At 63.7% G+C, this 24007-nt stretch carries 23 protein-coding genes; 11 read left to right on the plus strand and 12 right to left on the minus strand.

What is annotated here, in order from left to right:
• Positions 1 to 22: 22 nt before the first annotated feature.
• Positions 23 to 304 carry a DUF2782 domain-containing protein gene (locus ACIGHL_RS08905; RefSeq protein ID WP_127838111.1) on the minus strand — a complete coding sequence of 94 codons (282 nt, stop codon included), beginning with the start codon at positions 302 to 304 and terminating at the stop codon, positions 23 to 25.
• A gap of 76 nt (positions 305 to 380) precedes the next feature.
• On the opposite strand from ACIGHL_RS08905, the gene polA reads away from it, so the two are divergent.
• The gene (gene polA / locus ACIGHL_RS08910) at positions 381 to 3125 is read left to right on the plus strand and encodes a DNA polymerase I (RefSeq protein WP_216707017.1); all 2745 of its coding nucleotides are present in this window, start codon (positions 381 to 383) and stop codon (positions 3123 to 3125) included.
• A gap of 609 nt (positions 3126 to 3734) precedes the next feature.
• Here the strand turns inward: polA and ACIGHL_RS08915 are convergent.
• The 8 genes from ACIGHL_RS08915 to ACIGHL_RS08950 all read right to left on the minus strand — a co-directional run bounded on the left by ACIGHL_RS08915 (position 3735) and on the right by ACIGHL_RS08950 (position 10177).
• Positions 3735 to 5654, minus strand: a complete 1920-nt coding sequence (locus tag ACIGHL_RS08915; protein WP_128119804.1) for a DUF7844 domain-containing protein — start codon at positions 5652 to 5654, stop codon at positions 3735 to 3737.
• 44 nt (positions 5655 to 5698) lie between these two features.
• Entirely contained in the window at positions 5699 to 6019 is a 321-nt protein-coding gene (locus ACIGHL_RS08920; protein WP_045422762.1) for a DUF2388 domain-containing protein, read from the minus strand.
• Positions 6016 to 6339, minus strand: a complete 324-nt coding sequence (locus ACIGHL_RS08925) for a DUF2388 domain-containing protein (RefSeq protein ID WP_045422760.1) — start codon at positions 6337 to 6339, stop codon at positions 6016 to 6018. Before ACIGHL_RS08925 ends, ACIGHL_RS08920 begins: the two co-directional genes overlap by 4 nt.
• A gap of 85 nt (positions 6340 to 6424) precedes the next feature.
• The gene (locus tag ACIGHL_RS08930; RefSeq protein ID WP_128119719.1) at positions 6425 to 6742 is read right to left on the minus strand and encodes a DUF2388 domain-containing protein; all 318 of its coding nucleotides are present in this window, start codon (positions 6740 to 6742) and stop codon (positions 6425 to 6427) included.
• Positions 6743 to 6849: 107 nt separating this feature from the next.
• On the minus strand, positions 6850 to 7050 hold the full coding sequence (locus ACIGHL_RS08935; protein ID WP_128119718.1) for a DUF1127 domain-containing protein: 201 nt from the start codon (positions 7048 to 7050) through the stop codon (positions 6850 to 6852).
• Positions 7051 to 7274: 224 nt separating this feature from the next.
• On the minus strand, positions 7275 to 8726 hold the full coding sequence (locus ACIGHL_RS08940; protein WP_128119717.1) for an NAD(P)(+) transhydrogenase (Re/Si-specific) subunit beta: 1452 nt from the start codon (positions 8724 to 8726) through the stop codon (positions 7275 to 7277).
• Positions 8723 to 9043, minus strand: a complete 321-nt coding sequence (locus tag ACIGHL_RS08945) for an NAD(P) transhydrogenase subunit alpha part 2 (protein ID WP_021209089.1) — start codon at positions 9041 to 9043, stop codon at positions 8723 to 8725. The genes ACIGHL_RS08940 and ACIGHL_RS08945 overlap by 4 nt, the downstream gene beginning before the upstream one ends.
• 12 nt (positions 9044 to 9055) lie before the next feature.
• Positions 9056 to 10177 (minus strand): Re/Si-specific NAD(P)(+) transhydrogenase subunit alpha, encoded by a 1122-nt coding sequence (locus ACIGHL_RS08950; protein ID WP_046163449.1) that lies wholly within the window; start codon positions 10175 to 10177, stop codon positions 9056 to 9058.
• Positions 10178 to 10700: 523 nt separating this feature from the next.
• On the opposite strand from ACIGHL_RS08950, the gene gspE reads away from it, so the two are divergent.
• The 9 genes from gspE to ACIGHL_RS08995 all read left to right on the plus strand — a co-directional run bounded on the left by gspE (position 10701) and on the right by ACIGHL_RS08995 (position 18359).
• Positions 10701 to 12212, plus strand: a complete 1512-nt coding sequence (gene gspE, locus ACIGHL_RS08955; protein ID WP_128119716.1) for a type II secretion system ATPase GspE — start codon at positions 10701 to 10703, stop codon at positions 12210 to 12212.
• Between the two features lie 161 nt (positions 12213 to 12373).
• Positions 12374 to 13588, plus strand: coding sequence for a GspF family T2SS innner membrane protein variant XcpS (xcpS, locus tag ACIGHL_RS08960; RefSeq protein WP_128119715.1), 1215 nt, complete (start codon positions 12374 to 12376; stop codon positions 13586 to 13588).
• A 5-nt stretch (positions 13589 to 13593) separates the two neighbouring features.
• Positions 13594 to 14028, plus strand: coding sequence for a type II secretion system major pseudopilin GspG (gene gspG, locus ACIGHL_RS08965; protein WP_128119803.1), 435 nt, complete (start codon positions 13594 to 13596; stop codon positions 14026 to 14028).
• A 3-nt stretch (positions 14029 to 14031) separates the two neighbouring features.
• A complete protein-coding gene (gene gspH, locus ACIGHL_RS08970; RefSeq protein WP_128119714.1) occupies positions 14032 to 14607 on the plus strand; it encodes a type II secretion system minor pseudopilin GspH in 576 nt (191 codons plus the stop codon).
• Positions 14604 to 15011: a type II secretion system minor pseudopilin GspI gene (gspI, locus tag ACIGHL_RS08975; RefSeq protein ID WP_128119713.1), complete on the plus strand. Its 408-nt coding sequence runs from the start codon at positions 14604 to 14606 to the stop codon at positions 15009 to 15011. Before gspH ends, gspI begins: the two co-directional genes overlap by 4 nt.
• Positions 15008 to 15724, plus strand: coding sequence for a type II secretion system minor pseudopilin GspJ (gene gspJ, locus ACIGHL_RS08980; RefSeq protein WP_045422741.1), 717 nt, complete (start codon positions 15008 to 15010; stop codon positions 15722 to 15724). The genes gspI and gspJ overlap by 4 nt, the downstream gene beginning before the upstream one ends.
• A complete protein-coding gene (gene gspK, locus ACIGHL_RS08985; protein WP_128119712.1) occupies positions 15721 to 16704 on the plus strand; it encodes a type II secretion system minor pseudopilin GspK in 984 nt (327 codons plus the stop codon). The genes gspJ and gspK overlap by 4 nt, the downstream gene beginning before the upstream one ends.
• Before the next feature lie 3 nt (positions 16705 to 16707).
• Complete coding sequence (gene gspL / locus ACIGHL_RS08990) at positions 16708 to 17850, plus strand: type II secretion system protein GspL (protein WP_128119711.1); 1143 nt, start codon at positions 16708 to 16710, stop codon at positions 17848 to 17850.
• Positions 17847 to 18359, plus strand: coding sequence for a type II secretion system protein M (locus tag ACIGHL_RS08995; protein WP_128119710.1), 513 nt, complete (start codon positions 17847 to 17849; stop codon positions 18357 to 18359). The genes gspL and ACIGHL_RS08995 overlap by 4 nt, the downstream gene beginning before the upstream one ends.
• A 69-nt stretch (positions 18360 to 18428) precedes the next feature.
• On the opposite strand, the gene ACIGHL_RS09000 is transcribed toward ACIGHL_RS08995, so the two are convergent.
• From ACIGHL_RS09000 to ACIGHL_RS09010, 3 genes are all read right to left on the minus strand, one after another.
• Positions 18429 to 19832 carry an aminoacyl-tRNA deacylase and HDOD domain-containing protein gene (locus ACIGHL_RS09000; protein WP_128119709.1) on the minus strand — a complete coding sequence of 468 codons (1404 nt, stop codon included), beginning with the start codon at positions 19830 to 19832 and terminating at the stop codon, positions 18429 to 18431.
• A gap of 74 nt (positions 19833 to 19906) precedes the next feature.
• Entirely contained in the window at positions 19907 to 21982 is a 2076-nt protein-coding gene (gene recG, locus ACIGHL_RS09005) for an ATP-dependent DNA helicase RecG (protein WP_128119708.1), read from the minus strand.
• Positions 21983 to 21986: 4 nt separating this feature from the next.
• Entirely contained in the window at positions 21987 to 22907 is a 921-nt protein-coding gene (locus ACIGHL_RS09010) for a hydrogen peroxide-inducible genes activator (protein WP_045422729.1), read from the minus strand.
• A gap of 167 nt (positions 22908 to 23074) precedes the next feature.
• Here ACIGHL_RS09010 and ACIGHL_RS09015 point away from each other — a divergent pair, with 167 nt between their 5' ends.
• On the plus strand, positions 23075 to 23935 hold the full coding sequence (locus ACIGHL_RS09015) for a Rossmann-fold NAD(P)-binding domain-containing protein (protein WP_128119707.1): 861 nt from the start codon (positions 23075 to 23077) through the stop codon (positions 23933 to 23935).
• Positions 23936 to 24007 lie beyond the last annotated feature (72 nt).

A 24007-nucleotide genomic window follows, 5' to 3' on the forward strand; every position in this document is an offset into this window, starting at 1 on the left:
TTCCGTTACGTGTGGCGCCAGGTTACCAGCTGAAGATTTCCCAGGCTGGGATCAGCATGTCCGGCTTATCGGCGCGGATGAAGTTGCTGTCGCCATCGGCGCGTACCAGGAAGTACGGCTTGCCGACCTTAGGCGTGATCTTTACTGCATAGAGGAAGCCGTTGACCCGGTATTCCTCAACCGTGCGATCACCTTCCTGGCGAATCGTGACGTCGGGTTCGCCATCGACCGATTCCTGAGCGAAACCGCTCAGCGGCACCAGTGCCAGCAGCCCGGCCAGCAGCAAAGGTTTGAATGTGCGCATGATAACCTTGTCCCTTTGTCGTCAAGTGGTCCTGTGCATTCTAGCCGCGGACCCGTCGAAAAGGTTGATCCTGCTCATGAGCCAAGCGCCCCTCGTTCTGGTGGACGGTTCGTCCTACCTCTACCGCGCCTTCCACGCCCTACCGCCGCTGACCACCTCGACCGGCAAGCCCACCGGGGCGGTCAAGGGCGTACTGAACATGCTGCTGTCGCTGCGCCGGCAATACCCGGACAGCCCCTTCGCGGTGGTCTTCGATGCCAAGGGCCCGACCTTCCGCGACACGCTGTTCGCTGAATACAAATCCCATCGTCCACCGATGCCCGACGACCTCCGCGGTCAGGTCGAGTCGCTGCATGCCAGCGTTCGCGCCCTGGGCATGCCGCTGCTGTGCGTCGACGGCGTCGAAGCCGACGACGTAATTGGAACACTGGCGCGCCAATGTGCGGCGCTGGGACGCGACGTGATCATCTCCACCGGCGACAAGGACATGGCGCAGCTGGTGTGTCCGCATGTCACCCTGGTTAACACCATGACCGGCAGCGTCTACGACATCGAAGGCGTGAAGAACAAGTTCGGCGTTGGCCCGGAGCTGATCATCGATTTCCTGGCGCTGATGGGCGACAAGGTCGACAACATCCCCGGCGTTCCGGGCGTTGGTGAGAAGACCGCCTGCGGCCTGCTCAACGGCATCGAAGGCGGCATCAAGGGGCTCTACGAGAACCTCGACAAGGTTTGCGACCTGCCGATTCGCGGCGCCAAGTCGCTGGCCGCCAAACTCGAGGAACATCGTGACGCCGCGTTCATGTCCTACGAGCTGGCGACCATCAAGATCGACGTGCCGCTGGACGTGCAGGTCGGCGACCTGATGCCCGGTGAGCCGCACCGCGAGGCGCTGATCGCCTTGTATCGCGAGTTGGAGTTCAAGAACTGGCTCGACGATCTGCTGCGTGAAGCCAAGGCCGCCGGCGAGGGTTGCGAGGTGCAGCCCGAGGGCTGTTCGATCCAGGCCGAAGCCGAGTACAGCACGACTTTCGAGCAAGCCGAGTTCGACGCCTGGCTTGAACAACTGAAGGCCGCCGATTGCTTCGCCTTCGACACCGAAACCACCAGCCTCGATGCGCAGAAGGCACAGCTGGTGGGCGTGTCATTTGCCATCGAGGCGGGCAAAGCGGCGTACGTACCGCTGGCGCACAGCTACATGGGCGTGCCGCAGCAGCTCGATCGCGATGCCGTGCTCGCCGCACTCAAGCCGCTGCTGGAAGACCCGAGCAAGCGCAAGATCTGCCAGCACGGCAAATACGACATGAACGTATTGATGCACTACGGCATCGAGATGCGCGGCATGACCTTCGACACCATGCTCGAATCCTACGTGCTCGACGCCACCGCGACCCGCCATGACATGGACAGCCTGGCGCTCAAGTACCTGGGCCGCGGCACCATCCGCTTCGAGGATATCGCCGGGAAGGGCGCCAAGCAGCTGACCTTCGACCAGATCGCCGTCGAGCAGGCCGGACCCTACGCCGCTGAAGACGCCGACGTCACCCTGCGTCTGCACCAGACCTTGATGAGCAAGCTCGAGGCCACACCCTCTCTGCTCAAGGTCCTCAACGAGATTGAGATGCCGTTGGTTCCAGTGCTGGCCCGCATCGAGCGCAACGGCGCGCTGGTCGACGCCAATCTGCTCGGGCTGCAGAGCGTCGAGCTGGGTAACAAGCTGGTCGAGCTGGAGCGTGAGGCGTTCGAGATCGCCGGTGAGGAATTCAACCTGGGCTCGCCCAAGCAGCTCTGCGCGATCCTCTATGACAAGCTTGGCTGCCCGGTACTGTCGAAGACCGCTGGCGGTCAGCCGTCTACGGCGGAAAGCGTGCTGGCCGAGCTGGCTGAGCGGGACTACCCGCTGCCCAAGGTGATCATGCAGCACCGTAGCTTGAGCAAGCTCAAAGGCACCTACACCGACAAGCTGCCGCAGCAGATCAATCCGCGCACCGGGCGCATCCACACCAGCTACCACCAGGCCGTGACGGCGACGGGACGGTTGTCCTCCAGCGATCCGAACCTGCAGAACATCCCGATCCGCACGGCAGAAGGCCGGCGGATCCGTCAGGCCTTCGTCGCGGCGCCGGGTTACAAGCTGCTGGCCGCGGACTATTCGCAGATCGAGTTGCGCATCATGGCGCACCTGGCGCAGGACGCTGGGCTGTTGTACGCCTTCCAGAACGACCTGGACGTCCACCGTGCCACGGCGGCCGAAGTGTTCGGCATCGAGCTGGACCAGGTCAGTAACGATCAGCGGCGCAGCGCCAAGGCGATCAACTTCGGCCTGATCTATGGCATGAGCGCCTTTGGCCTGGCCAAGCAGATCGATGTTTCGCGTGGCGAAGCACAGGCCTATATCGACCGCTACTTTGCCCGCTACCCCGGCGTGCTTGCCTACATGGAACGCACCCGCGCCCAGGCCGCGGAGCAGGGCTATGTGGAGACGCTGTTCGGCCGGCGGCTGTATTTGCCCGAGATCAACTCGAAGAATGGCGCCATGCGCAAAGGTGCCGAGCGCACGGCGATCAACGCGCCGATGCAGGGCACTGCGGCGGACATCATCAAGCGCGCCATGATCGCGGTGGACAATTGGCTGCAGGAGAGCGGGCTGGATGCGCGTGTCATCCTGCAGGTGCACGATGAACTGGTGGTCGAGGTCCGTGAGGATCTGGTCGAGCAGGTTCGCGAGCAGATTCTTCCGTTGATGAGCGGAGCAGCCCAGCTGGACGTGCCGCTGCTGGTCGAGGCGGGCGTTGGCAATAACTGGGACGAGGCGCACTGACGGCACCTGCGAGTCGACGTTCTGTAGTCGGCTCGCTCAGCGGCGAGCAGGCGTCAGTTCTACCGCAGATAGCCGGAAACGGGCGTTGGCGGAATGCGTCAGGTTAGGAAAGCTGCGTGCAAACGCGGTGAGGGGCGACTGGGCAAGGGCGCGTCGCGTTCGTGCAGCCTCGGGCCGCCGCGTTTTAGAGCGCCTACGCCCCGTTATTAAATTATTTTTCGGTCTGTATTGAACTGACGGATCGAAAGCCTGGTCATAGGCTACGAAGGGTGTAAAAGCCCTTCGATGCTCCTTGTTGTGTTAAGTGTTGGCAGATCTCTGGATACGCCTATGGCGTTCCGGATTTAGACCTCGAACTTCCCCCTCCCCCAACGAAGTTCGAGGTTTTTTTTCGCCTCGAAAAAGTGCCGGCACGTTGCTGACTGGAGCCTCCGGCAGCGCCTTCATGTGGCGCTGCCGATCCGCTTCGCTTTGTAGGAGCGAGGGAGGCGCCCAGTTCTTGCCCGTGATCGTGGGCGTTGCGCATGGTCCGGCACGTCGGGATGTATTGCCAGCAAGCTGGCGCCTCCGAGATCGGCATTAACGGGGGCACGGCGCGGCGGACGGGCGTCAGGGTAGCTGCAGACCTCCGCCGGCCTTGTGCAATCCGCGAAGGTGTTTACTGATCTGCGCCAGATTGGCTTCGACGCTTTCCAACTCCAGCCGCCGCTCTTCGCCGAGCAACAGGCGCACCTCGGCATTCAGCGCATCGGTAAGCTGATTCAAGCGCGCCTGGCGTTGGTTGCTTTCCGACTCCAGACGCTGCCATTCGCTGGCCTGCGGCAGCCCGTAGCCGTTGCCGTCGAGCAATTGCGCCGGCTGGCTCAGATAACCGCTGTTGGCAAGGATGCCCTGTAGGGTTTCGTCCGCCTTGGCCAGGCTCCTGTCGCCGTGCTCGCGTCCGCTCAGATAACGATTTTTCAACTCTTCTTGAGCCAGCAGCAGATGCCGGCGCAGCGCCGCCTGTTCGACCAGCAGCAGGGCCGCGCTGGCGCGCAGGTCGGCTTTTTCGATCCAAGGACGGCGTTGTTCGGCGCTGAGCGCTAGCCAGGCTTCGACATCGGTCTGCGGCAAGCCCAGACGCTCGCGAAGCACGGTGAACATGGCCTGGTAGCGATCACGGTAGGAATCGAAGCGATACCCCAGGCGCAGCGCCTCTTGTGGGTCGTCGAGTACGCTGGCATCGGCCAGGCCACGGCTGATCAGGAGCTCCAGCAGGCCGCTGGGCAGGATGCTGTCCAGCGCAACGAGTTCGGGGCGGGCGGTGCCGCTGCGTAGCAGCTTGAGCGTTTCCACCGCGCAATTGTTGGACAGGAAGTAGTAATTACCGTCGTAGCTCCAGTGCATTTCGGCGCTGCGGGTCACCAGGTTCTCGATCTCGTCACGCTGCAGTTTCAGCGGGATCGAGGCGAGGCTGCGCAGTTCGACCTTGGTGTACTCGTCGATCACCTGGCCCAGCGGCAGGACGAACAGGCGTGACGGATAGACGCCGGTGAGTCCGTCCCAGCTCGACAGCTGCACGTCGCCAACGAAGGCGCGGAAAGACAGCACCAGGTGATGGTCCAGATCCAGGCGGCAGTCTGCTCCGCGCGGCCGACCGGGCGCACAGATAACCAGGCGCAGCATGCTGTGGCCCCAGCGACTGACCCATGCGTCGTTGGCCTCGGCGAACAGATAATCAACGGCGTAGACGCGCTCGGGGTCGAGCTCGATCAGCGGGGTGCGCGCAAAGTCGTGTCCGGCATTGAGGATCGGCAATGCGCCTTTGCATGCCTCCGCACTGGCCGGGTGCCAGCCGAAATGCTCAGTGAAATAGCGATGCAGCAGCGGCCGGCGACAGGCGTAGCTGGGGTCCAGAAGAAAGTACTCCAGGTTCACCGCAACGAATTCCAGTGGGCTGGTCAGCTCATAGGCATCGGGGCTGCGCGCCTGTTGCGCATTTTCGCGCTCGCGCTCGCCACGCTCGCCGACGCGTTGCGGCCAGCCGGCAAGATCAAGCAGATATGGATCATCACTGAGGGTAAAGCGGCGCTCGGTCTGGCCGCGGCAACTGTCCGGCAACCCGACCAGGCCGAGGCTGCCGGCGCGTTGATTACAGAAACCCAGTTGCCGATGGGTTTCCGCTGACCAGAGGTGGGCGCGGTCATACAGATGGGCAACCTCATGGACCAGTGTCGCCAACATCTCGCGCCGCACCGTGCCGTGCGGTCGTTCCGTACGTTGATCGGCCGCGCTGCCATCGGCCAGTGCTGGCAACAGGCGTCGATTGAGCAGCAGCAGGTTGCCGCCGGCACTTCCATAAACGTCGTGGGTCAGCCCGTCATGCCAGCGGACGCGGGCGTCTCGGTCGAGACGCTCGAGCATTCGCGGCGGCAACGCGGCCAGCGCTTCGCCCAGCAATTGCTGGCTGGCTGACCGTTCGGCCGGTCGCAGGTCGGCGTTATCCAGGGTCAGGCGCAGTTCGGCCAGGCACATATTGCCGAACGCCATGACCGCAGTGAGCGCAACGCCCAGCCAGCGGGCCCAAGATGGTTTCACTGAGCGAGGATGGCTTCGGCCAGCGCCAGGTCACTGGCTTGTTGTGCTTCCGGGAATGCACCGCGCAAGCGGCCGAGCGCGGCTTCCAGCCGCGCGCCACGAATTTCACCACCGCTGGCGACAAAGCCGGCGGCTTCATCGCGGGCTTCGCTGACGACCTTCATGTCGCTGATGCGGCTGGTCACGTCGGAGGTGAAATTGATGCTGCGGTCCAGGGCGTTGACGACAATATTGCTGGTAGCCACCAGCGTCTGTGCCTGAGCACCGCTGGCAAGAAGGGCCAGGGCAAAAGGCGCGGCGATCAGCTTGAGGTTCATGAGTCTTCTCGAGGGAGCGGAGTGGGTGATTGGACGAGGATAGCCTCGGCCAGTTCAAGGTCGCTGGCCGTCAGCTGCGGTTGCCGCTCGCGCAGCCAACGCAAGGCACCTTCCAGGCGAGCGCCACGAAGCTCGCCGTGGCTGGCAACGAACCCGGCGGCGTCATCGCGGGCGTTGAGGATCAGCTTGTTGTCGAAGGGGGCGCTGGTCACCTGGCTGGCGACGTAGGAAGACGCGACGGTGCTGCCGATGAGGCTGTCGAAGGCCTGCGCGCTGCCGCAGACGCAGCAGCCAGCGAGTACAAGGTAAAGCGAACGCATGTGAATCCTGAGGCTGGACAATCAGCCGGCAAGGCTAGCGAAACGCCAGCCCCAGAGCCAGCGTCATGCTCGCTCACGCCGCGGATCAGAGCGCCAGAATTGCGCTGGCCAGCTGAAGGTCAGTTGCGTGCAGGCTCGGGGCCTGGGTGCGGATGTGCTGCAACGCCGCTTCAAGTTGCGCGCCGCGCGCTTCGCCATTGCTGGCAACGAAGCGGGCCGCATCGTCCTTGGCGTCGAGTACCAGCTTGTCATCGCCCAGGTTCGAGGTGATATCGGAGGTGCCTTCGACGGTGTTGACCAGCGAGGCGCCGATGGCGTCGATGGTGCCGGTGATGCTTCCCGCCGACGCGGTGCCCGCAGCCAGGCAGGCAGCGGTGGCAACAGACAACAGATACTTGTTCATGGTGTTCTCCAGACTAGACGCGGCTTCCCGCCGATAGTCACTTTGACCGTCGCGCGGGGCTTGCCGTTCAGCTTACGGCTCGACGACGTCGCCTGGAAAGCACCGTATCAGCGCCAGAAAGGCTTGTTCAGCTCGTCCAGGCGCTCGCTGTGGCTGATCCCGATGTCCGCCAATTGGCGCTCGTCGAGCGCGGCCAGCTGCTGCCGGGTCCGCATGCGTTGTTGCCACAGGCGTAGCTGCTGCAGCACCCGATGCAGCGGCGGCAGGCCGATTGCAAGTGTTTGCCTCCGAGTCAGTATGCGCTCCATGAGCCGCTCCTTCCCGCAATCAACGGGGATGGGTTATGGGCAGATAGAGTCGCGTGCCGGGCTGTTACGTAACAGTCACAGGGAGCTTGAATTGTGTCGGTTCAGTTGCGCGAGCAGCACTACTGTACCGGTGCTTCAGGCGCCGAAGTGTTCGGCTGCTGAGGGCGCTAAAAACAAAACCCCTCGCGGCAAGGCCGGGAGGGGTTTCGGTGTCACGGTGTCGCTTACTCCACGGCTTTAACCATGTCCTCGACGACCTTCTTGGCATCGCCGAAGACCATCATGGTCTTGTCCATGTAGAACAGCTCGTTGTCCAGACCGGCATAGCCGCTGGCCATGGAGCGCTTGTTGACGATAACGGTCTTGGCTTTGTACGCCTCGAGGATCGGCATGCCGGCGATGGGCGACTTCGGATCGTTCTTCGCCGCCGGGTTGACCACGTCGTTGGCGCCGAGTACCAGCACCACGTCGGCCTGGCCGAACTCGGAGTTGATGTCGTCCATCTCGAACACCATCTCGTACGGCACTTCAGCTTCCGCCAGCAATACGTTCATGTGACCTGGCATCCGACCGGCGACCGGGTGGATCGCATACTTCACGGTCACGCCCATGTGGGTCAACTTTTCGGCCAGCTCCATCAGCGCGTGCTGCGCGCGGGCCACCGCCAGGCCGTAGCCCGGGACGATGATCACGGTGTCGGCGTTCGACAGGAGGAAAGCGGCATCATCGCTGGAGCCGGATTTGACTGGGCGTTGCTCTTTGCTTCCCGTCGCCGGGCCGGCATCCACGTCGCCACCGAAGCCGCCGAGGATGACGTTGAAGAACGAGCGGTTCATCGCCTTGCACATGATGTACGAGAGGATTGCGCCGCTCGAACCCACCAGGGAACCTGCGATGATCAGCATCGAGTTGTTCAGCGAGAAGCCGATACCGGCCGCGGCCCAGCCCGAGTAGCTGTTGAGCATCGAGACCACCACCGGCATGTCGGCACCGCCGATGGGGATGATGATTAGCACACCGATGACGAAGGCCAGCGCCACCAGAATCATGAACGCCGTGAAGTTGCCACTGAAGGTGTAGATCAGGCCCAGCACCAGGATCGCCACGCCGACGGCGAGGTTGATCTTGTGCTGGTTGGGGAACGACACCGGTGCGCCCTGGAACAGGCGGAACTTGTACTTGCCCGACAGCTTGCCGAACGCGATCACCGAACCGGAGAAGGTGATGGCGCCGATGGCTGCACCGAGGAACAGCTCCAGGCGGTTACCGGCAGGGATCGGATAGCCGATGGCCTGGACGATACCCAGCGACTGCGGCTCCAGCACTGCGGCGATGGCGATGAACACCGCGGCCAGGCCGATCATGCTGTGCATGAAGGCGACCAGCTCGGGCATCTTGGTCATCTCGACGCGCTTGGCCATCAGCGTACCGATGGTGCCGCCGATCAGCAGGCCGAGGACGATGAAGCCCAAGCCGCTCCAGGGGCTGGCGCTCTCGGCCAGCTGTGAGCCGAGCTTGAACACCAGGAACACCGTTGTGACCACGGCGATGCCCATGCCGATCATGCCGAACAGGTTGCCGCGGCGCGAGGTGGTGGGGTGCGACAGGCCTTTAAGGGCCTGGATGAAGCTCACCGAAGCGATGAGGTACAGCAGGGTGATCAGGTTCATGCTCATGGCTTGGACTCCGCCTTGGCGCCAGCGCGCTCCTTCTTCTTGAACATTTCCAGCATGCGCCGGGTAACCAGGAAGCCACCGAAGACGTTCACGGCGGCCAGGGTCACCGCCAGGGTGCCCATCAGCTTGCCCATCGGGGTGACGGTCAGGGCGGCGGCGAGCATGGCGCCGACGATGACGATCGCCGAGATGGCGTTGGTGACCGCCATCAGCGGAGTGTGCAGCGCGGGGGTGACGTTCCAGACCACGTGGTAGCCGACGTAGATCGCCAGCACGAAGATGATCAGGTTGTAGATGCCATCAGAAATCATGTCCATGTTCAGGCTCCCTTAACCGTTGGTGCGTACGACCTGGCCGTCACGGCACATCAGGCACGCAGCGACGATGTCGTCTTCAAGATTGAGCTGGAACTTGGCTTCGCCATCGATCACCAGCTTGAGGAAGTCCAGCAGGTTGCGGGCGTATAGCGCCGAAGCGTCCGCCGGCACGAGGGTCGCCAGGTTGGTGTAGCCAACCAGGGTCACGCCGTGCTTGACCACCACCTGATCGGCTTCGGTCAATGGACAGTTACCGCCCTGGGAGGCGGCGAGGTCGATCACCACCGAGCCGGGCTTCATCTGCTGCACGGTTTCTTCTTGCAACAGCGTCGGCGCCTTGCGGCCCGGAATCAGCGCGGTGGTGATGATGATGTCGGCCTGCTTGGCGCGCTCGTGCACGGCCTGCGCCTGGCGGGCCATCCAGCTGGCTGGCATCGGCCGGGCATAGCCGCCGACACCTTCGGCACATTCACGCTCCTCGTCGGTCTCGCACGGCACATCGACGAATTTTGCGCCGAGCGATTCGATCTGCTCCTTCACCGCCGGACGCACGTCCGAGGCTTCGATCACCGCGCCCAGACGCTTGGCCGTGGCGATCGCCTGCAGGCCGGCAACACCGGCACCGAGGATCAACACGCGTGCGGCTTTCACCGTACCGGCGGCGGTCATCAGCATCGGCATGAAGCGCGGGTACTGGTTGGCAGCGACCATCACGGCCTTGTAGCCGGCGATGTTGGCCTGGGAGGAGAGCACGTCGAGGCTCTGCGCGCGCGAGGTGCGCGGCGCCGCTTCCAGGGCGAAGGCAGTGATGCCGCGTTCGGCCATGCGTGCGATGTTTTCGTTGTCGAAGGGGTTGAGCATGCCGACCAAGACCGTACCTGGCTGCATCTGAGCCAGTTCGGTTTCGCTCGGTGCGTTCACCTTCAGCAGGATCTCTGCTGCGAACGCCGCAGCGGCATCGGCGATGGTTGCGCCTGCCGCTTCGAAGGCACTGTCCGGAACACTGGCCTGTACGCCAGCTCCGCTCTGCACCGTCACCCGATGCCCTTGCCCGATCAGCTTTTTGATGGTTTCCGGTGTCGCGGCAACGCGCGTTTCACCGGGCCTGGTTTCGAGAGGAACACCAATGTGCATTGTTCTTGTTCTCCTGCTTGATCGTAACCAGCGTGCTGCCCGGTAAACCGGTTATCGCACCGCTGGTGTTACTTTTCGCCCGGCCACTGCGGATGGTGACTGGGTGTGGATCGGCTAACGGGCCCTGCACTAGTTGGTTTGAGCCTGCTGCGGCGCGGCATTCTGCAAGGGCTGCGGAAATCAAACAACTGTTTTAATCGGAACGCAACAGTGGCGATTCGTTCACGACGTGACCATTAGGTTGCTTTGTATCGCTGCAGGCTGCGTCGGTATTGGGTTCGACCTTCGTCTAAGGTTCCGTGCCCGGTTATGCGCGGCGCAATCATGAATGACGGACCATAGACGTTGTATTCGTCGGCGGGCTTGTCTGTATGCGACCTTGGTGCCGGTCGGCGCGGCGCATGTGCAAAAAAAATCGGATCACGGCCTGTAATGTCATGGATTCCCTGTAGTCCAATGCATTTGGTTGCGCTGGCTTCGGAATGCCGACGACGTTCGATCGCATTACTCATGAGAAATTCACATGGCCGATCTAGACGTGAATGAAATGATCCTGATGGAAGAAGCGCAGCCCAGGCGGCTGCCGTTCGCCTTCGCTCGCCGCCACGGCGTGCTTCTGTTGGAACGCCCGGAAGGCCTGCGTTTGTGCGTACGCGAAGGTGCGCCGCTGACCGCCTTGCAGGAAGCACAGCGCGTCGCCGGCGGGCCGTTGGCGATGCAGTGGCTGGCGCAGGACGAGTTCGAGCAGGCCTTGAGCGCGGCCTACCAGCATGACTCTTCGGCTGCGATGCAGATGGTTGAAGGCCTCGGCGACGACATGGATCTGCATAGCCTGGCCGATCAGATCCAGGAAACCGAAGACCTGTTGGAGCAGGAAGACGACGCGCCGATCATCCGCCTGATCAACGCCATCCTCGGCGAGGCGATCAAGGAAAACGCCTCGGATATCCACGTCGAAACCTTCGAGAAGCGCCTGGTCATCCGTTTTCGCATCGATGGCATCCTGCGTGAAGTGGTGCAGCCCAAGCGCGAGCTGGCGGCATTGCTGGTATCGCGAATCAAGGTCATGGCGCGGCTGGACATCGCAGAGAAGCGCATCCCGCAGGACGGTCGGATTTCCCTGCGGGTCGGCGGGCGGGAGGTCGATATCCGTGTGTCGACGCTGCCTTCGGCCAACGGCGAACGCGTTGTGATGCGTCTGCTGGACAAGCAGGCCGGTCGCCTGACCCTGCGCCATCTGGGCATGAGCGACCGGGATCGCAAGATTATGGAGCAGGCGGTGCAAAAGCCGCACGGGATCATCCTCGTCACCGGGCCGACCGGCTCGGGTAAGACCACCACCCTTTACGCCAGCCTGGTCACGCTCAACGACCGCACGCGCAATATTCTCACCGTTGAGGATCCGATCGAATACAACCTCGAGGGCATCGGCCAGACCCAGGTCAACACCAAGGTGGACATGACCTTTGCACGCGGCTTGCGCGCCATTCTGCGTCAGGACCCGGACGTGGTGATGGTCGGCGAGATCCGCGACCAGGAAACCGCCGACATGGCGGTGCAGGCGTCGCTGACCGGTCACCTGGTGCTCTCGACACTGCACACCAACAGCGCCATCGGCGCCGTGACCCGCCTGGTGGACATGGGCGTCGAGCCCTTCCTGATCTCGTCGTCGCTGCTCGGCGTGCTGGCCCAACGCCTCGTCCGCGTGCTGTGTAATGACTGCAAACGCGCCTATGTGGCCGATGAAGCTGAGTGCGCGCTGTTCGGCCTCGATCCGAGCGAGGCGCCGACGCTGTACCACGCCGAAGGCTGTGAGGTGTGCCGGCAGCTAGGCTATCGCGGGCGGACCGGGATCTACGAGCTGGTGATGTTCGATGACACCCTGCGCAGCATGATCCACACCCGTGCGGCCGAGCAGGACATGGTTCGCCATGCCCGCCGCCTGGGCCCGAGCATTCGTGACGACGGCCTGCGCAAGGTGCGTGAAGGCGTGACGACTATCGAAGAAGTGTTGCGCGTGACCCGCGAGGAATAAGCGCATGAGCAGTACTGGCAGAAGGATCGCTACCCGGCCATGACCAGCCCTGATGACTACATCCATATCGCCGCTGCTGACGTCGGGCAGGCAACTGCCCTCCAACGGCTTCGTGTCCACTGCACCGCGCTAGGGCACCTGACCGCAATGGCTAAGCGCTAATGGCAGCGTTCGAATACATCGCACTCGATCCGCGTGGCCGCGAGCAGAAAGGCCTTATCGAGGCCGATAGCGCGCGCCAGGCGCGGCAGCTGTTACGCGAGAAGCAATGGTCGCCGTTGGAGGTCAAACAGGCCAAGGCCAAGGAAGACATCAGTGGCGGAGGTTTCGCGTTTGGCCGTGGACTGTCGGCGCGCGACCTGGCGCTGGTGACCCGGCAGCTGGCGACCCTGGTGCAGGCTGCGTTGCCCATCGAGGAAGCGCTGCGTGCGGCAGCGGCGCAGTCGTCGTCACAGAAGATCAAGTCGATGCTGCTGGCCGTTCGGGCACGGGTGATGGAAGGCCATAGCCTGGCGGGATCGCTGCGTGAATACCCATCGGCGTTTCCCGAGCTGTACCGCGCCACGGTTGCGGCCGGCGAGCATGCCGGTCACCTCGGGTTGGTGCTCGATCAGCTGGCCGATTACACCGATCAGCGCCAGCAGTCGCGGCAGAAGATTCAGCTGGCGCTGCTGTACCCGGTGATCCTGCTGGTGGCTTCGCTGGCCATCGTGGTGTTGCTGCTGGGCTATGTGGTGCCGGACGTGGTGAAGGTATTCGTCAACACCGGGCAGGCGCTGCCAGCGCTGACCACAGGGTTGATTGCGGTGAGCGAAGTGGTGCAGCACTGGGGTTGGCTGATGCTCATCGGGATTGTGGCGGCAGCCCTGGCGATGCGCCAGGCGCTACGTGATGAAAAGATAAAGCGCCGCTGGCATGCCTTGATCCTGCGCATTCCGCTGGTGGGTCGGCTGGCGCGGGCGACCAACACCGCGCGTTTCGCCTCGACGCTGGCGATTCTGACGCGCAGTGGCGTGCCGCTGGTAGATGCGCTGGGGATCGCGGCGGCGGTGATCGCCAACCTGCGTATCCGTGACAAGGTCATCGAGGCGGCGCAGCGCGTGCGCGAGGGCGGCAGCCTGACCCGTGCGCTGGACGCCACCGGCGAGTTTCCGCCGATGATGCTGCACATGATTGCCAGCGGTGAGAAATCCGGTGAGCTGGATCAGATGCTGGCGCGCACCGCGCGCAATCAGGAGAACGATCTGGCTGCGCAAATATCGCTGATGGTGGGACTTTTCGAGCCCTTCATGCTGGTGTTCATGGGGGCTGTGGTATTGGTAATCGTGCTGGCGATCCTGCTGCCGATCCTTTCTCTCAATCAACTGGTGGGCTAGTGAGAATGATGTTGAACGAACGCAAACAGGGTGGCTTCACCCTTATCGAAATCATGGTGGTGGTGGTGATCCTGGGGATTCTCGCCGCGCTGGTGGTGCCGCAGGTGATGAACCGCCCGGATCAGGCCAAGGTCACCGTGGCCAAGGGCGATATCAAGGCCATCGGCGCCGCCCTCGATATGTACAAGCTGGATAATTATTCCTACCCCAGCACGCAGCAGGGGCTGGATGCGCTGGTGGAGAAGCCGGGCGGCAATCCGCAGCCGAAGAACTGGAACCGCGACGGCTACCTCAAGCGTGTGCCGAAGGATCCATGGGGCAACGAATACCAGTATCTGTCGCCCGGCACCCAAGGCCCGTACGACCTGTATTCCTATGGTGCCGACGGTAAGCAGGGCGGCTCCGAGCTGAACGCGGACATCGGTAGCTGGGACCTCTGAACCATGCCCCAGGCGCGCCGGGACGGTGGCTTCACGCTGATCGAGCTGCTGGTGGTAATCGTCATCCTTGGCAGCCTGGTGGGCCTGGCGGTGCTATCGACAGGTAACACCAGCTCATCGCGTGAAATCCGTGATGAAGCGCAGCGCGTGGCGACGCTGATCAGCCTGATGGCCGACGAAGCCGTACTCGATAGCCGCGAATATGGCCTGCGGTTTGACCGGGACGGTTACCGGGTGATGCACTACGACGAAGCCGATGCGCGCTGGCGCGATGTTGGTGATCGCGAGGCGCACCAGGTCCCCGAATGGATGCGCCTGGAGCTGGAACTCGACGGCACGCCGTTGCAATTGGTGGCGCCGGTCAAGCGCGAGGATGACCCGGCCGGGCTGTCCAATGACGAGGATCGAGAGCGTCGGCGAGCTCCTCGCGTGCAGCCGCAGCTGCTGATCCTTTCCAGCGGTGAGGTGTCTCCGTTCACCCTGACCCTGTCCGATCAGCGACCTGGAGGGAGCCGCTGGACGGTGTCCAGCGATGGCTTTCGCATGCCTCGTGCCGAACCCGTGGAGACCCGTCGATGAGTCATCGTCCGGCGCGCTCGCGCGGCTTCACCCTGCTTGAAGTGCTGGTGGCGCTGGCGATCTTCGCCATCGTCGCGGCTGTGGTATTGACCGCGGCCGGGCGCAGCGTGAGCAATGCCGGGCGGCTGGAAGCGCTGACTCTGGCCGGCTGGATCGCCGACAACCGCCTCACCGAGCTGCAGCTGCAACAACCGGCACCGAGTGTTGGCCGCGAAGATACCCGCCTGGAATTCGCTGGCCGTCAATGGCAGACCCTGAGCGAAGTGGTAACCAGCGGCACGCCCGGTTTGCTGCGTATTCGCGTCTGGGTCGCGGCCGTCGAGCAGCGGCGGGGTGTCGGGGCCGGCTCTATCGAAGAGCGCGCGGTGACCAGCCTCACCGGCTTCGTTGGCGTTGACCCATGACGATCCGCATACCTCGTGCCACCGCAGGCTTCACGCTACTGGAATTGCTGATTGCCATCGCGCTGTTCGCGCTGTTGGGCTTGGCCACCTACCGCATGCTCGAAGCGGTGATGCGCAGTGATGAGGTGGTGCGCGCGCAGGAAGTGCAGCTGCGCGAACTCGGTCGCGCGATGTGGAGTTTAGAGCGGGACCTCATTCAGGCCATGCCACGACCGGTGCGCGACGGCTATGGCGACGAGCAGAACGCGTTCATCGGCCAGATGGCCGGCGCCGCAGACGGCGTGTCGCTGGAGCTGACCCGCAGCGGCTGGCGAAACCCCACCGGTATGCGCCGGGCCAACCTGCAGCGGGTTCGCTGGCGGCTGGTTGGCGACACGCTGGAGCGGGTCTATTGGGTGGTGCTCGACCGCGACGTGGATAGCGAACCACGGGTGCAGCCTGTGCTCGACAATGTGTTGGCGCTGCGGCTGCGTTATCTGGATGCGGAGAACACCTGGCACGAGGAATGGCCGCCGTTCGAATTCGGTCGCGGTGACCCGGCTGAGCAAGCGCGGCGGCTGCCGCTCGCCGTGGAGGTCTCCATTGACCATCAGCGTTACGGCACCATCACCCGCCTGCTGCGGTTGCCGGATGGCCCGACGCCGGCTCCGCAATTCATCCAGCCCGACTCCCAGGGCGTACCGGAGCCCGGCGGCGTGGGAGAGATGCAATGAAGGCCCAGCGCGGCGTCGCGCTCATCACCGTGCTGCTGGTGGTCGCTATCGTTACGGTGATTTGCGCCGGGATGATTGCGCGTCAGCAGCTGTCCATCCGTGGCACCGGCAACCAGCTGCAGGCGCGCCAGGCCTGGCACTACGCGCTGGGTGGGGAGGCATTGGCGCAAACCATGCTGCGCCGTGATCAGCAACTGTCCGGCCAGGGCACAGGGCAACCGGCGGTGGATCATCTGCTGGAGCCCTGGGCGCTGCCGCAACCAGCGTACGATCTTGACGAGGGTCAGGGGCAGGTCCAGGTACGAATCGAGGACTTGGCCGGGCGTTTCAATCTCAACAGCCTGGTGCAGGAACAACAGCCCAACGCGGCAGCGCTCGCACAGTTTCGCCGGCTGCTGCTGCGCCTGCAGATCACCGAGCCTTATGCCGAGCGGCTGGTGGACTGGATCGACAGCGATCAGCAGCCCAGCGGCGAATTCGGCGCGGAGGACAACGCCTACCTGCTGCTTGATCCGCCGTATCGCACCGCGGGCAGACGGCTGGAGGATCTCTCTGAACTGCGCCTGCTGCTCGGCATGCGCGATGAAGACTTTCAGCGTCTGGCGCCCTATGTCAGTGTGCTGCCAGCGGATACACCGCTGAACGTCAACACGGCCAGTGCCATGGTGCTGTCGAGCCTTGCCGACAGCCTCAGCCCCAGCGCCGCCGAATCGCTGGTGAAGGCACGACAATCTGCCCCGTTCCGTGACACGGCCAGTTTCATGGCGCAACCAGCGCTCAGCGGTGTCCAACTTCAAAGCACCAACATCGCTGTGACCAGTCAATTCTTCCAGGCCATCAGCGAGGTGCGCCTGGCGGACCGCCGTCTGGCACTGGTGAGTCAGCTGCGGTGTGAGGACGACGGTGATGTTCGCGTGCTGCAGCGCAACCTGGGACAGCCGCCACGGCTGCCCCGACCAACCAATGACGGAGATCGATAGCCGATGGACTGCCTGTTTCTGCCCGCTGATTGCGGTTCCCAGATCGACAGCGATACGCGCGTCTACTGGCTGCCGGGTGAAGGGGATGACGGCTGGATGCCGTTGGCGAACGTCATCGAGCGGGCGCCGGCGGCTGTGACCCTGGTGCTGCCGGCCGAAGTCTGCAGCTCGTTCGCGGTCAACCTGCCGACCCGCAAGGCGCGCTGGGTCAATCAGGCACTGGCCTATGCCGTTGAAGAACTGCTCGCCGAAAACGTCGATGACCTGCACCTGACCCATGGCGATGCGCTGGAAGACGGGCGGCGTCGGGTCATCGCAATTCGCCGGCAGCTACTGGCCGATTGGCTGGAGGATCTGCAGGCGCTCGGCCTGACCATCGTCGCGATTCATGTCGATGCCGACTTGCTGCCGCGCGACGGTACACAGCTACTGTTCATCGACGGTCGCGCGCTGCTCGGAGGCAAGCCGGAAGCGCGACTGGCCTTCGAGAGCGCCCAGTGGCCGCACCTTGCTGGGCAGTGTCCTGCGCCGCATCACGGACATGGCACGCTGGAAGCAGCGCCCTCACCGCTGGACGACTACCAGCAGCTGGACGAGCCCTATCGTTTCCTGGCATCGGGGCGCGCTGCTGCGCTCAATCTGGCGCAGGGCGATTTCGCCATTCGCGCCGCGGGTAGCGGGCTGGGTCAATGGAAGCCGGTCATGATCGTGCTGGCGCTGGTGTTGGCTGTGCAACTGGTGTTCAACCTGGTCCAGGCCTGGACGCTGGAAAACCAGGCCGAGCAGTATGCAGAGGCAAGTCGGGCGCTCTACACCGAGCTGTTTCCCGAGGACCGACGCATCGTCAATCTGCGTGCTCAGTTCGACGACCATATCAGCCAGAACGCCGGTGCTTCGGCAGAGTTCATGCGATTGTTGAATGAAGTGGCGCTGGCATTGGCTGAGGGTATTCCGGTGTCGATCGGGCAGCTTGATTTCAACCAGGCCCGAGGTGATCTTGCCCTGCAGGTGCGTGCCAGCGATTTCGCTGCGCTCGAGCAGCTGCGACAGCGACTCGGGCAAACCGGGGAGAGCGTCCAGTTGGGGTCGGCCAGTCGTGACGGCGATGCCGTCAGCGCGCGTGTGGTGATCGGAGGCCGAGGATGAATTTGAGACAACAGATGCGCGTGCGCCTGGCCGAGTCGCCCCTGTGGCTGCGCTGGCAACGGCTGCAACCCCGTGAGCGCCTGTCGCTTACCTTGCTTGGCGCCTTTTTGCTGGTGGTGCTGTTCTACGTTCTGCTCTGGGCGCCTGCGCAGCAGCGCGTGCGGGACGCGCAAGCGTACTTCCAGCAGGAGCGTGAGCTGCATGCCTATCTCGAGCAAAACACCGAGTTGGCGCGACAGATGTCGCGTAGCAACCCGGTTTCGCTGGCACCGGATCAGTTGCAGGGACTGGTAACGCAAAGTGCGCAGCAGAGCGGCCTGATCATCGAGAGCTTCGATTTCGGCAATGACGGTAGCCTGCAGGTAACGCTCCCCAGTGCGTCCTATGGGGCGTTGTTGCGCTGGTTCGACGAGCTTCAGGCCGCGGGTGCGAGCCTCGCCGAGGTCAGCATCAGTCAGGTCGGAGAGGGGTTGGTCGATGCACGCGTAAGTTTCCGTGCAGAGGGCTAGACCGTTGCACAACGGAAGCGGGCAGGGCTCGGTGGCCAGCAGCGCCGCGTAGGCGCTGCTGGCCAATGCTCACGGCGCAGGATGAATCTGCATCGCCAGGGCGCGTAGCGCGGCTTCGGCCTCAAGCACCTTGTTCAACACCTCGTTGGCCTTCTCACGGCTCAGCCCAAGGCGATCGAAAAGATCCTGCGGGATCTCGCTGTAGGGGCCGGAGCCGATGCCACGGTTACGCAGCAGGCGGACCGCTAGACAGACTAGGTTGGCATGCCCGGCATGCTCGCCCTGGTAGTGCGGGTCATGCTGGAAGCGCAGTGCCGTCGACAGCTCGTCAGGCATCCCCCAGTAGCGCATCAGCCAGGCCCCGATCTGCTCACGGGTAATGCCCAGCAAGTGCTGTTCGATCACGCTGTGACTCAGATGCGGATTGACCTCCAGGTGTCGACAAATCAGCGAAAAATGCGGGGGAAAGACATGCGCGAGCACCAGATAGCCGAAGTTGTGCAATAACCCGGCAAGATAGCTGATGCCTGCCTCGGGCCGCTGGGTGCGCGGAATGGCGCGGTTCAGCCCCTCGATCACCGCCGCGGTATAGATCGACTGCTGCCAGTAAGGCGTGGCCTGCTGCGGCTGATCCTTGGGCAGGCTCAGGCTCTTGCCCAGCGCCAGGCCGAGCGCCAGGTTGATCACCAGGTCGAAACCGAGCACCCGCACGATGGCATCTTCCACCGAGCGGATCTTGCCGGGCGCGGCGTAGTAGGGCGAAGCGGCCCAGCTGACCACTTGGGCGGCCAGCGCCGGGTCGGTTTCGACCACGCCGGTGATATCGTCCACTGTGGCGTCAGGGTCGACACGTAGCTTGATGATTTTCTGCGCCGTCTGTGCCAGCGGAGGAATCTCGATGGTTTCCTCCAGCCGCTTCTGAATGCGCCGGGCGGTGAAGCTTTGCACCGCCTTGGTAATTTCAGCGCGGTCCTCTTCGGGACGGTCGAGGTTCGGCTGGATGGTACTCAACGGAACGGCGAACTGACCGGCGCTGGCTTTGCTGAGCAGTTGCTTGAAATCCTGGCTGGCCAGGGCCAGCAGCAAGCCGGGCTGACCGGATTCGATGAACAACTCCGGCTGTTGCAACAGCCGGTCCTCGTACAGGCAGGGCGAGCTGGTCAGCGGCGGCAGCCCGGGCAGAACCTTCAGGTCATGCTTGGACAACATCCGAGTGAGCCGCTCGGGCTTAACCGCCACCAACTGGCGCCCGGTCAGATCAACCAGACGTGGCAGATCGAGCAAATGGTCGCTGGGATAGAGCACCAGCAGCGCGCCGATGGCATCGTCGACCAGAATGGCCTGCACGCGCCGGGCCGGATCAAGATCCGGTCGGTCCTCGCAGGCGCGATAAGGCAGCGCCAGCTTGTCCAGCAGCTGAACGATCATGGGTGGGAGCGTAATGTTGTTTTTGGTTTCAGCAGCCGAATTCATGGAAAGTCCGTCTTTATTCCCGATCGGCGCAGTATAGCCTTAGCGTTAGTGCGGTTTGGGTTTGCCGACGAGCGTCAAACCTGCCCGTATTGCTGGCCATGGCGCAGCCAGCGCTCTAGCAAGGGGCTTACGTGCTGTGGCCAGCGTTCCAACAATGCATGCGCTGCATCGCGCACGGCAGGCAGCAAATCGGCATCGCGCATCAAATCGGCGACCTTGAACTGCAGCAGGCCGGTCTGTCGAGTGCCGAGCATTTCGCCGGGGCCGCGCAGTTCCAGATCCTTTTCGGCAATGATGAAGCCGTCGCAGGTCTCGCGCATGATCGCCAAACGTTCACGGCCGACCTGAGACAGCGGCGGGTGGTAGAGCAGCACGCAATGGCTGGCAGCACTGCCGCGACCGACCCGTCCGCGCAGCTGGTGCAGTTGTGCGAGCCCGAGGCGCTCGGGGTTCTCGATGATCATCAGGCTTGAGTTGGGCACGTCGACCCCCACCTCGATCACTGTAGTGGCAACCAACAGTTGCAGGCGGCCTTCCTTGAACTCGGCCATCACCGCCGCTTTTTCGGCGGGCTTCATGCGGCCATGGATCAGCCCGACATTCAGTCCGCCAAGCGCGGCGGAGAGGTCTTCGAAGGTGGTTTCCGCCGCCTGACAGGTCAGCTCTTCGGACTCCTCGATCAGGGTGCAGACCCAGTAGGCCTGGCGGCCTTCGTTACAGGCCGAGCGCACCCGCTCGATAACCTCCAGGCGGCGGCTGTCGGCCACCAGTACGGTGTTGACCGGCGTACGACCGGGCGGCAGCTCGTCGAGGATCGAGGTGTCCAGATCGGCGTAGGCACTCATCGCCAGGGTCCGCGGAATCGGCGTCGCGGTCATGATCAGCTGGTGCGGGCAGAGTCGTCCCTCGACGCCCTTGCGGCGCAGCGCCAGGCGCTGCTGCACGCCGAACCGGTGCTGCTCGTCGATGATCACCAGCGCGAGCCTGCTGAACCGAACTTCATCCTGAAACAGCGCATGGGTGCCGACCACCATCGGGCAGCCTGAGGCGATGCGTTCCAGTGCCGTGGCTCGTGTCTTGCCCTTGAGTTTGCCGGCCAGCCAAGCGACTTCGATGCCCAGCGGTTCCAGCCATTTGCAGAAGGTAATGAAGTGCTGTTCGGCGAGGATCTCGGTCGGCGCCATCAAGGCCACCTGATAGCCCGCCTCCAAGGCTTGCAAGGCGGCGAGGGCGGCGACCACCGTCTTGCCGGCACCGACGTCTCCCTGCACCAGGCGCAGCATCGGCTCGTTCTGGGCGAGGTCATAGGCGATCTCGGCGCCGACTCGCTGCTGGGCGCCGGTGGGCTGGAAACCGAGGTTTTGCAGGTAACGCTGCGGCAGGTCGCGGGCAGCCGGTAAGGGCGGTGCGTGCTGGGCGCGGCTGCTCTCGCGCAGGCGTTGCATCGAGAGCTGGTGAGTCAGCAGCTCCTCGAAGGCCAGGCGGTGCTGGGCCCAATGGCGGCCCTCGGCGAGTTCTTCCAGATCGGCATCGGGCGGCGGCCGGTGCAGGTAGCGAATCGCTTCGTCCAGCTTGGCCAGCCGATAGTCGCGGGTCAGCTCGTCGGGCAGCCAATCGGGCAGGCTGTGCGGGCCGAGCCGCGCCAGCGCCTGTGCGGTCAGCTGGCGCAGCCGCTGCTGCGTCAGGCCTTCGGTGGTTGGGTAGATCGGCGTCAGAGTCTGTTCGACGGCCACCGGCTCGTTGTCATTCAGTGCGCGGTATTCGGGATGATAGATCTCCAGCCCCGACGCGCCCGGGCGTGCTTCGCCATAACAACGCACCTGGGTGCCGCGCTTGAGCGCCTCTTTCTGGGCCTGGCTGAAATGGTAGAAGCGCAGGCTCAGACTGCCGCTGCCGTCATGCAGGCGAACCAGCAGGCTGCGGCGTCGGCCCATCACCACGTCGGCGCCGGTAACGGTGCCTTCGACGACCGCATCCTGACCGGGGCGCAGGGCACCGATCGGCACGATGCGGGTACGGTCCTGGTAACGCAATGGCAGATGGAACAGCAGGTCCTGTAGGGTTTCCAGGCCAACCTTGGCGAGCTTTTCGGCCAGCGCCGCGCCGACGCCTTTTATCGCGGTCACCGGGACCGCAGCCAGCTCGCTCATGACGTCAGGCTTTGTCGGCGGGCGGTTTTGCAACCGAGCACAGGCGGATGGAGTCGGCCAGCACTTCGATGGCCTTCGGGCGCGGGAAGCTGGCGCGCCAGGCAATGGCCACGGTGCGGAATGGCACAGGCGGCGTCAGCGGACGGATGTCCAGCACGCCAGGGGAGTAGTGGTGACTGTCCACGGCAGACAGCGGCAGGATCGACACGCCAAGGCCGGAGGCGACCATGTGGCGGATGGTTTCCAGTGACGAGGATTCCACCGTGGTGTGGCTCGGCGCCTCGCCTTTGCGCGTGGTCGGGCAGGCTTCGAGCACCTGATCGCGGAAGCAATGTCCCTCACCCAGGAGCAGCAGGCTCTTGTCGTTGAGCATCTCGCTGTCGATGGTTTCCTTCTTCGTCCAGGGATGCCCGGCGGGCATCAGCACATAGAAGGGCTCGTCATACAGCGGCAGGGTCAGAACGTCGGCTTCCTGGAACGGCAGCGCGATAATGATCGCGTCCAGCTCGCCGGTGCGCAGCTTGTCACGCAGGATGTGGGTGAAATTCTCTTCGATGTACAACGGCATGTCCGGTGCCACGCGATGCAGCTGCGGGATCAGATGCGGGAACATGTAGGGGCCGACCGTATAGATGGCGCCAACCTTGAGCGGTGCGGCCAGCTGATTCTTTCCAGCCTGGGCCAGCTCACGGATGCTCTGCGCCTGCTCCAGCACTTTCTGCGCCTGGGTGACGATGCCCTCACCGACCGGCGTCAGCCGTACCGCGCTCTTGGTCCGCTCGAATATCAGCACGCCGAGTTCGTCCTCGAGCTTTTTCACACCCACCGAGAGGGTAGGCTGGCTGACGTGGCAACGTTCGGCGGCGCGGCCGAAGTGAGATTCCTGGGCGAGCGTGACGATGTAGCGCAGTTCGGTCAGTGTCATAGCGTTATTCCATCAGAGTGCGGGCTAGCATAGCCTTTGCTCGTGTTCGAACCAACTGGCCAGCAGCCGTTCCCTTATTAAGGGATCAGCGGAAATCCTGCTGCAAGCAGTACACTCAAAAAAGGCGGGCCGAATCGGTGGTCCGCATCGGTTATGGAGCAACCGCCATGGCAACTCGACCCTCTGTAATGATCGCCGGCTGCGGCGATGTCGGTATTCGCCTCGGCCTGCAGCTGAGCCGCGCAGGTTGGACGGTGTACGGCCTGCGACGTCAGGCGGCGAGCCTGCCGGTACCGATCCTTCCGGTACGTGGCGACCTTGCCTCGAGCGAGGTGCCGCGTGGCTGGCCTAATGGCAAGCTGGACTACCTCGTATATGCCGCCTCGGCCAGCCAGCACGACGAGCCCGGTTATCGGCAGGCCTACGTTGAGGGCCTGCGCAATGCGCTTGGCTGGCTGGAGCAGCGGGGGCAACGCCCGCAGCGCGTTTTCTTTGTTTCCAGCACTGGTGTCTATGCGCAGAACGGCGGCGAGTGGATCGATGAAGCCTCGGCCACCGAGCCTACTGGCTACACCGGGCAGGTAATGCTCGAGGCCGAACAGCTGGCGCTTGACTGCGGATTTCCAGCGACGCGGGTGCGCATGGCGGGGTTGTATGACCCGGTGCGGCCATGGATGCAGAACCAGGTGCGCTCGGGTCTGCGGGTCGAGCGCGATCCGCCGCAGTACAGCAACCGCATCCATCGTGACGATGCGGCCGCCCTATTGGCCTGCCTGCTGCAGACCGACCTGAACGGTGGCGCTCTGGAAGATTGCTACCTGGGTGTCGACGATGACCCAGCGCCGTTGCACGAAGTGGTGGACTGGTTGCGCGAGCGACTCGGCGTGACCCAATGGGCCGAGCAGACCATGACCCGCCGTGCTGGCAGCAAACGGTGCAGCAACGCCCGAGCGCGGGCGCTCGGTTGGGTGCCGCAATACCCCAGCTATCGTAACGGATACGCCTCCATCCGCCCGGGCAAAGGCTGAGCGGCAACGAGGCCCGCGATGATGGCCGCGGCTTCTGTAGGAGCCAGGGGGACGCCCAGTCCTTGCTGGCGA

Source organism: Pseudomonas sp. NPDC077451 (genome assembly GCF_044543345.1).
In the GTDB taxonomy this organism is placed as follows: domain Bacteria; phylum Pseudomonadota; class Gammaproteobacteria; order Pseudomonadales; family Pseudomonadaceae; genus Stutzerimonas.